We start from the raw sequence: 8448 nt of genomic DNA on the forward strand, positions 1-8448 counted from the left end.
GGACGCCCCGGCGCCACGGGCACGGTCATCACGTGGTGACCGTGACGGCCCCCGATCCGGCCCCCGCGGTCACCACTGGTCCACGGGGGTGGGGCTGGTACCGGTGGCTACGGTGATCGCCGTGAGCATCCACCAGCTCCGGGTCACCCTGCTCGAGGTCGGGCCGCCGCCGGTGTGGCGCCGCGTCCATGTGCCCTCGAGGGCGACGCTGGCCGATCTGCACCGGGTGCTGCAGGCCGTGATGGGCTGGGAGGACTACCACCTGCACTCCTTCGAGACCGGCTGGGACCGGTACGGCCACCAGGGCGAGGCCGAGACCGTCGCCCTGGCCGCGGTGCTGCCCACGGTCGGCGGCCGGCTCGCCTACGTCTACGGCTTCGGCGACCACTGGCTGCACGAGGTCGAGCTCGAGAAGATCCACCGGCCGGCGCCCCGGGTCCGCTACCCGCGCTGCACCGCCGGGCGCGGCGCCTGCCCCCCGGAGGACAGCGGCGGCCCGCACGGCTACGACGACCTGCAACGCGCCCTGCGCTCGCGCAAGGGCTGGCGCTACCAGCACGCCCGGGAGCATTTCGGCCGGGGCCGGTGGGACCCGGCCGCCTTCGACCTGACAGCCACCGACGCCGCCCTCGACGACCTCCGCCCACCCCTCCCCGAACCGACAACCACGGTTGTCTCCCCGGGGGCGGCAGGTCGGGCCGATCCGGCGGCCGCCGTGCGCGCCGCCCTCGACGTCATCGCCGGCACCCCGACCGACCCGGCCGCCCTGCCCGCCGGCGTCGACGTCGCCCTGGCCCGGCTGCGCGCCGCCCACACCGCGCGGCGCGCCCTCGACGCCGAAATCGACCAGGCCGACCGCCCCGCCCGCACCATGATCGAAAGCCGTGGATGATCGTCAACGTCGTTGACTAACCCGGGATACGGACAAACCCAAGATCAATCCTTAGCGTTCAATCCTGCCGAAATCTGCGTCCCACCCCGGATTCCCCGATCATCTGACGACCGACAAACAAGATCATCGCGCCCGCCCGACCAAGATCACTTTTAGTGAGTGGTGACGGAGCCCGGGGTGCGGCTGATCCTGGCCGCCGGCGGTGCCGTGCCGGGTCACCCGGCGGGGCGTGGGCGGTGTGCTGTCCGACCGGAAGCTGCGGGCACGTCGGGGTAGGCGGCCGGTCGCGGGACGACGGGGAGCGCGGCGCGCCGGCGGGATCGTCGGGGACCGCGGTACGTGGCCGGGCGGGTGCCGCCCGGGGGGCGAGGGCCGCGTCCGGGGTACGCCAGCGCCCCGGCGGGCGTCCGCTGCCCCCCGCCCCGACGGCAGCGCCGGGGGTGGTTGCAGGTGGGGCGACTAGGTCCTAGCCATCGGCGTGAGAATTAATGCCCCACCTACCGCTGAAATTGCACCGATGATGTTCGCCGGGGTGGTCGGGGGCCCGTCGACGGGCTACTGGGGGTCGTTTCCGGGCCCGCAGACGTCACCGGCGGCCGCGGCCGCCGGGATGGAACGGGGTCGACGCTGGCCCAGACCGACCGCCACGGCGGCGGCCGCCAGCCCCGCCACAACGACGTCCACGCCTCACGCGGTCAGATGCTCTGTGCTGCAACGGTTTTGGGTGTCCGGTGGGAATCGTGGGCGGGCGTGCGGGACCCACCGAGGGGCAGAGTTGTCCCCTGAACCGGGGGTCAGGCGGCCGGGATCGGCACGACCAGCGGCCCCCCGGACCGCTGCACCGGCATATCCAGCCGCTGCTGCCCGGCCGGCCGGTACAACCCCCGCTGCTGGCGCCAGCCCCGACGGTTCGCGAACATGGTCATGTAGGCGGTGTACCGGGCCCGCTGCACCTCGTGGCGCTCCTCGCGCTGCGCGAGGGTGCCGGCCACGCCGAGCCCGGCGGCGACCTGGTCGAGGTCGCCGGCGCCGCGGACCCACCCACCGCCAGTGGCAACGGCGAGGCCATGCTCGGCCAGGCGGCGCAGATGGGTGCGCACCGTGCCCCGGGCGAACCCGCTGCGCGCCGCCAGCAGCCCAACCGCGACCGGCTGGCGCGGGTCGAGACGGGCGTAGAGCGTCCCCGCCACCCCACCGAGGCCCCGCCAGGTGAACACGTCGTGGACCCCGGCCGACGTCGGCCGCAGCGCGGGCAGCTCGCCGGTCGCCGGGTCGGCGAGGGTGTCCGGGTCGACGCCGGCCGGCAGAGCGGCAGGGATGAGCAGGTGCAGCTGGCGGGCCAACGCCCGCCCCGCACGACCGCCGTCGGGGGCCTCCTCGCCGGCGAGGACGAACCCCGCGCCGGCGTTGATGCGCACCCAGCCGAGCTCGACCAGACGATCAACGGCCCGGTCCACGGTGGAGTCGGTGACGGTGGTGTGCTCGGCGATCTGACGGATACTCGCGGTCGGATCCAACCGGCCCGCCCGCTCGGCGATCCCGAGCAACGCCTCCATCACCGCCCGATTCCCCATCCCGGCCTGCCCCCCCCACATGCCCGGATGCAGATCCATCGCATGGCGGATCTCCGCCAGCTCCAGGCCAAGACTCGGCCGGTCGACCGCCGGCGGATGGGCATGCCACCGCTCCACCGCCCGGCGCCACGTGGTCGCGATCCGCCGTTCCTGATCCGCCGGGGACCGGCGCCGGGCCCGGCGTGCGGGACGCTCCGCCCACTCCCCCGCGCTGCCCGGCACATGCGCCACCGACCGCAACGCCGCGGCGTAGTCCTCCCGCGACCAGCCCGCCGCCACCGCGCCCAACGCCACCGCGGCCGCCACCGCCGACCGGGAGTCGTAGACACCATCGACGTCGCCCTCGGCGAGCAGCCCCGCGATCCGGGCGGACAGGTCCCGGCGGGGCCGACCGGCAACCGCCTGACCCGACGCCCCCCACGCCCGCACATCCACCACGAGCGACGGACCCGTCCCGGGCGTCACGGGACGATCCGGGAGGTACGACACGCCGCTACGTGCAGGAGACGTGTACGCGACGGGGCGCGGTTGCTACCCTGATTCACGATCGTTGCCTTGCAATGGTCATGGTCACCAAAGCGGGGCTGCCAGCCACCAAGCCAGGCCCCGCGAAGTTTGGACGAGGCCGCGCTGCCAGGCGCGGCCTTCGTCATGTCCGGGCCCGACACGTTCGTGTCGGGCCCGTCAGTCCTACCGCGCCCGGGGACGGCGATCACGCCGCCACGCCGTAGACCCGCCGATACCGGACGCGGCTCCCCCACACCCACCCGTCCCATGACGTGGCGGTGGGTTTCCGTAGAGACACGGTCGGACATGTCGAGGCCCGGCCTCCCCACAGGGACCGCCGGGCCTCGGGTCGTCGTGATGACTGTCATCTGCCTGTCTGGTGTCGGGGACGGGGGGCGGACGGGTCGTTACCGGCGGGAGTCCTGGCCGGCGTCGTCGCTCGAGCCGTCGACGACCGCCAGATCCGCGACGTTGACCACCGCGATGCAGCCAGCCCCGTCCTGGACGAGCACCCGCCCGTCGGAGAGCACGGGCCCAGCGATGGTCACCGCTTCCTGGGTGTCCTTGCTGATCAGACGCTTTGCCATGACTCCTCCTGGGTGCGCGAGTGCGGCGAGCCGGTGCTGTTTCTCGGTGGTGGTGTGGCCGTCCCAGTCGGACGGCCGGGTCGGCAGGTCGGCCGGGAACAGGCCGGCGTCGTCGGGGTGGATGTGCCAGGTGAGCTGGCCGGCCGGGGTGTGCAGGCAGATCAGCCGGTAGTCGGCGGCGTACGGGTCGGCCGGGTCCGGCTCGGCCCAGTGCGTCTCGAAACCGGCGGCCAGAACGGCGATCAGGAACGCGCGGTCGCGGTAGAGCGCCCGCTCGTCGACCCCGGTCATCGCAGGACCGCCGTACCGAGCGCCCGGGCGGTGAGCAGGACGCCGGCGCCGGCGAAGGCGAGTAGCGCCTGGCGGATCCGGGCCCATTTGATGCGTGCGATCCGGGCGAGGGCGCGTAGATGGGCGACGCGGGCGGTCGGGTCGAGGGCCTGGGCGGTCAGGGCCTGTGCCAGGTCGTCGTCCTGGTCGTAGGCGGCGATCGGCCCCCACGACGTCGGCGGCCCGGCCTCCCGCGGGGCGAGACGAGGGAGGACCGCGGAGCCGAGCAGGGCCAGGCCGCCGGCGGCGGCGAGGACCGCGGTCCACCACACCGCCTGGGCGGCGGTGGGCAGACTAGCCGGCGTCCAGTCCCCGGCCATCAGGGCGGCCAGGCCGACCGCGGCGAGCGTCGCGGCCGCGCCCGCGACGCCCAGCGCGGTCGCGTTGGCCCGGCCGAGCTCCTCCCGCACAGCGGCGTGCTGCCGGTCGAGCTCGGCGAGCAGCGCCAGGCCGTCGGCGGCCGGGGCGGTCATCGGGTGGCCGCCGTCGTCAGCAGCGCGCGGATCTCGTCGATGGTGCGGGTGGGGTCGTCCTGCCAGGCCGCCACGGTCTCGCCGGCGTCGACGGCGGTCGGGCCGTGGCCGAGCTCGCCGGCCAGGCGGTCCTCGGCGGCGAGCAGCGCGTCGAGGATGTGCGGGTCGTCGGGCGTCTCCTCGGGATGTACGCCGGCGGCCAGGCGCAGCGCGCCGGTGATGTCGACTCGGTCGAGCGCGTCCTCGTGCGTGCCCTGGGTCCAGCCGTGCTCGGTCAGGGCCATGAGCGCCCCGGCGATCAGGGTGGTGTCGGTGACGACCAGGTGGGCGTACCGGTAGCGGATGGCGCCGGTGCGCAGGTCCTCGACGGCCGTGATGGTGTCGCTGGGCCTGTCGGCGCCGACCTGCCAGCGCACCCACGCCTCGGCGCGGCCGAGCGCGGCCGCGGCGGCGGGGACGGTGACGCCGCCGGGCGTGCTCAGCGCGAGGACGAGGACGGCCGTGACCGCGATGTCGTCCAGGGTGTCGGTAACGGTGGTCATGGTCATGCTCCGATCTGGGCGAGGGTGCCGGCGGCGGTCCCGCCGGTGACAGCGACCCAGGGCCGCCGGCGGGCCGGGCGGGACGGCGCGGCCGACGCGGGCTGCCACCTGGGGCGCGGCGGCTGCGACTCGGAGGACGGCATGGTCGGCGCCGGTGCCGGCGCCGCAGGGGGCGTCTCGGCGGGCGTGGCCGTGAGAGCCGGCCCCGCGGGCGCGGGCCGCGGCTCGACGACCGGCGTGACCGGTGCGGGCGTGGGGGGCGAGACGGTGGGGCGGCAGTGGTGCGCCGCGGTGGCCGCGGTCAGCGCGGTCGGGTAGGTGGCGGTGTGCCCGCAGCACGTCCAGGTGGCGGTGGCGGTCACCGGGACGTCTCCAGCGGGCGGGCGTCCCAGCGGTAGCCGCCGGCGCGGACCGTGGTGATCACCGGCAGGCCGATGCGGGTACGGATCCGGCGGATGTGCTCGGTGACGGTGGACGGGTCCTGGAACCGGGTGCCCCAGACCTGCTCCAGGAACTGAGCCCGGGTGAACAGCCGCCGGGGGTGGCAGGCCAGATGGGCGAGCAGCTCGTACTCGCGGCGGGCGAACCGCAGCGCAACGCCGTCGAGGTACGCCTCGCCGGCGGCGAGGTCGACCGTGAGACCACCGGCGAACCGGAGCGGCTGGGCCGGCAGCGCCGCGGCCGACGGGACAGTGGGCGCGGCCACCGCGGGGGTGAGGGTACGCAGCGCCGCGGTGAGAGCGGCGATCTCCGCGCGCAGCTCGTCCATCGCGGCGGCGAGGTCGCTGACACGGCCCGCCGGAGCGGGCGGGAGGGTGCGGATCGGAATGGGAGCGGTCATGATGGGGGCCTCTCGTCTCTCTCTGCTGGTCTCTGCTGGTTGGAGCGGGTGAGGGGCCCCGGCGCGGCGGTTGCTGACAGGCATGGACGCCGCGCCGGGGGCGTACTCAGATGCTGCTGTCGGCGTAGTCCGCGGAGGTCTCGCCGGCGGGGACGTCGGTGTGGTCCGTCCCGTCGTCCGACCCGTCGACGTCGTCGCCCTGGACGAGGCCGGTCTCGTCCTCGTCGAGCAGCGCGTCGTCCTCGTCGAGCAGCTCGCCGGCGGCGATGGCGTCGGCCGGGGTGGGGTCCAGCACACGGGCGACCCAGGCCGCGGCCGCCGCCCGGTGCTGGCGGACCACCTCGACCCGCGGCGGCGGACAGTCCGCGGGCGAGCTCGGCGGCCTGGCCGTCGGCGTCGACGTAGGCGACCTCGATCCGCTCGGTCGCGGAGTACTCGCCGGCGCGAGCGAGGACCTGCGGGTCGGTCAGCGGCAGGATCCGGGATCCGGCGAGGGCGATCCATCCGCCGTCTCCGGCGGCCCGCGACGCGGCGGACGCCGCCGCCTCCACGTCGGTCGCGGGGCGCAGCCGGCGGGCCCGGTCCCCGGACATCCCGTCCAGGGTGCGCAGCCAGCCGTGGCGGGTCGGGGGCAGCTCGGCGGCGCCCGGGCGGGTGAGCCGGTCCAGCTCCTGGGCAGCCATCGCGGCGACGCCGAGGGCGCCGGCGGTGAGGGCGAGGTCCCGCAGGACCGTCATGCTGATGCGGATCATGGTGTGTCCTCTCTCGTGGTCGTACTGGTGGGTCTGGTGGATGGAGTGCGGCAGGGGGCCGCGGCGGAGGTCAGCGGGTCGGGGTGACGGTGATCGTGGCGGTCCAGGCGATCTCGGTGCCGTCGGCGTCGACGGCCGTGCCGAACAGACGGGCGTCGACGTCGGAGATGTTGATGTCGCCGGGGTGGTCGATCTCGTCGAGCACCCCGGTCAGCTCGGTCAGCTCGGTCAGGACAGCCTGGGGGACGAGCGCGGCGCGCAGGATCGCCGAGTGGTCGAACGCCAGGCCCTCGGCCAGCGCCGCCGCGGCCGGGACCCACTCGGCCGCGGCGGCGTCATCGCCGGCGGTCGGCGTCGGCAGGTCGTAGAGGTGGGTCCGGTAGACCCAGCTCGCGTAGCGGCCGCGCGGGTCGCGGCCCGGGTCGGCCCAGACGCCGACCAGGGTCAGGTCCTCGGCGTGCAGCCCGGTCTCCTCCGCCAGCTCCCGGCGGGCCGCGTCCTCGGCCGTCTCGCCGGCGTCGATGTGGCCGCCAGGCAGCGCCCACATCCCGGTGTAGGGCGGCCAGCCGCGGCGGATCAGCAGCACGTGCGGCACGCCGCCGCGGTCGGACAGCGCGACCACGTCGGCGGTCAACCGGGTGGTCTCGGTGGTCTCGGTCATATCAGGTCCTCTCGGTCGTGGTGGTTAGGCATGGGGTGGGTTAGAGACGGATGGTCAGGCCGCCGTCGATCACGTCGGCCTGCCGGCCCACGCGGGCGTTGCCGCTGCGGATGTTCGTGTTCGTGGTGGGCGCGTCGTCCTGGCCGGTGCTGGCCGGCGGCGGGGTGGCGTCGTCCTGCGCGCTGCGGCTGCGGCCCAGGACGCGGCCGACCTGCACCGGGACGTTGTCCGTTGCCGCTCGCGATGTTGCGTGCCATGGCTGTGTCCTCTCTCGTGTTCGTGCTGGACTCGGATGTGGCGAGGTGTGGTCAGGCGGGGATGGTGACCAGGACGGGGTCGGCGCCGGGGTAGCGGACGTAGGCGGCGCCGACGTGCGGCAGGTCCCGCAAGGCGTCGGGGCTGTCCAGGCCGAGCAGGTCGGCGGCCCGGGCGGCGGCGCGCGGGTCGGTCTGGCGGAACGAGATCCGGGTCGGGATCTCGCGGCCCAGGGCGTCGGGCAGGTGCAGCAGACCGTGCCGGTCGGTGATCAGGAGCAGGTCCAGGCCGTGGCCGTGGCCGGCGGTGGCCAGGGGTGCGGCGTGGTCGGTCCAGCCCTCAGGCAGCAGGTACTCGGCGTCGACGGCGAGCAGGAGCCGGGCGGTGTCGGGGGTGTGGCGGGAGGCGCGGACGACGCTGTGGGCGGTGTCGAGCATCCGGGCGGCCTGTGGCCTGCGGCCTGCGCTCCAGTCGGCGAGTTCGGCCAGCGGGTGGGTCCAGCCGCTGGCGGCAGCGTGGACGGCCCAGTCGTGGACGGCCCACAGCACGCTGGCGTGGGGTCGGGTGGTGCGGGCGGCGGCGATCCGGGTCGCGAGCACCGTCTTGCCGGTGCCGTTGTCGCCGGTGATGAGGATCCCGCCGGTGGGGATCGTGACGGGCGCGCCGGTGGGGTCGGTGCCGATCGTCACGGTGGGCGCGGCCGGGATGGTGGGAGCGGTCATCGGGGTGTCCTCTCGGGTGGTGGGTGGGGTTGATGCGGCCGGGCGTCTCAGTCGTCCGCGTCCGGCTGGGGCAGGGTGTGCCGGCGGTGCGCCCAGCTCGCGCCGGCGAGGATCGCGACGGCGCCGGCGAAGGCGAGCCACGGCCAGGCCGCCCCCGCGATGGCGCCGACGATGAGCCCGGCGACGGCGGCCTCGGCGAGGGCCAGGCGCCGGCCGGCGGCGCGCTGCGCCGCGCGGGTCTCGGCGGCGCGGCGCTCGCCGGCGGTGCTCCGGTGGGGGGTGTGCAGCGGCCAGGTCCAGCTGACCGGGCCC

13 protein-coding genes are annotated in these 8448 nt (G+C 75.4%); 3 read left to right on the plus strand and 10 right to left on the minus strand.

Annotated elements, in window-relative coordinates; genetic code table 11:
- Positions 1-121: 121 nt before the first annotated feature.
- The gene (locus G6R25_RS18470; protein ID WP_163553978.1) at positions 122-892 is read left to right on the plus strand and encodes a plasmid pRiA4b ORF-3 family protein; all 771 of its coding nucleotides are present in this window, start codon (positions 122-124) and stop codon (positions 890-892) included.
- A gap of 794 nt (positions 893-1686) precedes the next feature.
- On the opposite strand, the gene G6R25_RS18475 is transcribed toward G6R25_RS18470, so the two are convergent.
- The 4 genes from G6R25_RS18475 to G6R25_RS18490 form a co-directional block, all read right to left on the minus strand.
- Positions 1687-2931: a MarR family transcriptional regulator gene (locus tag G6R25_RS18475; RefSeq protein WP_235948992.1), complete on the minus strand. Its 1245-nt coding sequence runs from the start codon at positions 2929-2931 to the stop codon at positions 1687-1689.
- A 449-nt stretch (positions 2932-3380) separates the two neighbouring features.
- The gene (locus tag G6R25_RS18480; protein WP_163553979.1) at positions 3381-3851 is read right to left on the minus strand and encodes a WDGH domain-containing protein; all 471 of its coding nucleotides are present in this window, start codon (positions 3849-3851) and stop codon (positions 3381-3383) included.
- Positions 3848-4363, minus strand: a complete 516-nt coding sequence (locus G6R25_RS18485) for a Pycsar system effector family protein (protein WP_163553980.1) — start codon at positions 4361-4363, stop codon at positions 3848-3850. The genes G6R25_RS18480 and G6R25_RS18485 overlap by 4 nt, the downstream gene beginning before the upstream one ends.
- Positions 4360-4905, minus strand: a complete 546-nt coding sequence (locus tag G6R25_RS18490) for a DUF6197 family protein (RefSeq protein ID WP_136447684.1) — start codon at positions 4903-4905, stop codon at positions 4360-4362. The genes G6R25_RS18485 and G6R25_RS18490 overlap by 4 nt, the downstream gene beginning before the upstream one ends.
- Before the next feature lie 45 nt (positions 4906-4950).
- Between G6R25_RS18490 and G6R25_RS18495 the strand changes: the two genes are divergently transcribed.
- The gene (locus tag G6R25_RS18495) at positions 4951-5223 is read left to right on the plus strand and encodes a hypothetical protein (RefSeq protein WP_136447685.1); all 273 of its coding nucleotides are present in this window, start codon (positions 4951-4953) and stop codon (positions 5221-5223) included.
- 40 nt (positions 5224-5263) lie between these two features.
- On the opposite strand, the gene G6R25_RS18500 is transcribed toward G6R25_RS18495, so the two are convergent.
- Both G6R25_RS18500 and G6R25_RS18505 read right to left on the minus strand, forming a co-directional pair.
- Positions 5264-5746: a winged helix-turn-helix domain-containing protein gene (locus G6R25_RS18500; protein WP_235948994.1), complete on the minus strand. Its 483-nt coding sequence runs from the start codon at positions 5744-5746 to the stop codon at positions 5264-5266.
- A gap of 106 nt (positions 5747-5852) precedes the next feature.
- The gene (locus G6R25_RS18505; protein WP_163553982.1) at positions 5853-6041 is read right to left on the minus strand and encodes a hypothetical protein; all 189 of its coding nucleotides are present in this window, start codon (positions 6039-6041) and stop codon (positions 5853-5855) included.
- On the opposite strand from G6R25_RS18505, the gene G6R25_RS18510 reads away from it, so the two are divergent.
- Positions 6028-6585: a hypothetical protein gene (locus tag G6R25_RS18510; RefSeq protein ID WP_163553983.1), complete on the plus strand. Its 558-nt coding sequence runs from the start codon at positions 6028-6030 to the stop codon at positions 6583-6585. The two genes, G6R25_RS18505 and G6R25_RS18510, sit on opposite strands and share 14 nt — an antisense overlap.
- Here the strand turns inward: G6R25_RS18510 and G6R25_RS18515 are convergent.
- From G6R25_RS18515 to G6R25_RS18525, 4 genes are all read right to left on the minus strand, one after another.
- Complete coding sequence (locus tag G6R25_RS18515; protein WP_163553984.1) at positions 6569-7159, minus strand: NUDIX domain-containing protein; 591 nt, start codon at positions 7157-7159, stop codon at positions 6569-6571. The genes G6R25_RS18510 and G6R25_RS18515 overlap by 17 nt on opposite strands.
- A gap of 40 nt (positions 7160-7199) precedes the next feature.
- The gene (locus G6R25_RS25410; RefSeq protein WP_175084432.1) at positions 7200-7376 is read right to left on the minus strand and encodes a hypothetical protein; all 177 of its coding nucleotides are present in this window, start codon (positions 7374-7376) and stop codon (positions 7200-7202) included.
- A 91-nt stretch (positions 7377-7467) separates the two neighbouring features.
- Positions 7468-8136 carry a hypothetical protein gene (locus tag G6R25_RS18520; RefSeq protein ID WP_136447690.1) on the minus strand — a complete coding sequence of 223 codons (669 nt, stop codon included), beginning with the start codon at positions 8134-8136 and terminating at the stop codon, positions 7468-7470.
- A gap of 47 nt (positions 8137-8183) precedes the next feature.
- Positions 8184-8448 (minus strand): hypothetical protein (locus tag G6R25_RS18525; RefSeq protein WP_163553985.1); only part of this gene is annotated, 265 nt, incomplete at its 5' end.

Source organism: Candidatus Frankia alpina, assembly GCF_902806485.1.
GTDB lineage: Bacteria > Actinomycetota > Actinomycetes > Frankiales > Frankiaceae > Frankia > Frankia alpina.

Excerpts from the sequence above, each read along its gene's own strand:
- G6R25_RS18480 (WP_163553979.1), bottom strand. The coding sequence starts at position 3,851 with ATGACCGGGGTCGACGAGCGGGCGCTCTACCGCGACCGCGCGTTCCTG.
- G6R25_RS18485 (WP_163553980.1), bottom strand. The coding sequence starts at position 4,363 with ATGACCGCCCCGGCCGCCGACGGCCTGGCGCTGCTCGCCGAGCTCGAC.
- G6R25_RS18490 (WP_136447684.1), bottom strand. The coding sequence starts at position 4,905 with ATGACCACCGTTACCGACACCCTGGACGACATCGCGGTCACGGCCGTC.
- G6R25_RS18500 (WP_235948994.1), bottom strand. The coding sequence starts at position 5,746 with ATGACCGCTCCCATTCCGATCCGCACCCTCCCGCCCGCTCCGGCGGGC.
- G6R25_RS18515 (WP_163553984.1), bottom strand. The coding sequence starts at position 7,159 with ATGACCGAGACCACCGAGACCACCCGGTTGACCGCCGACGTGGTCGCG.
- G6R25_RS18520 (WP_136447690.1), bottom strand. The coding sequence starts at position 8,136 with ATGACCGCTCCCACCATCCCGGCCGCGCCCACCGTGACGATCGGCACC.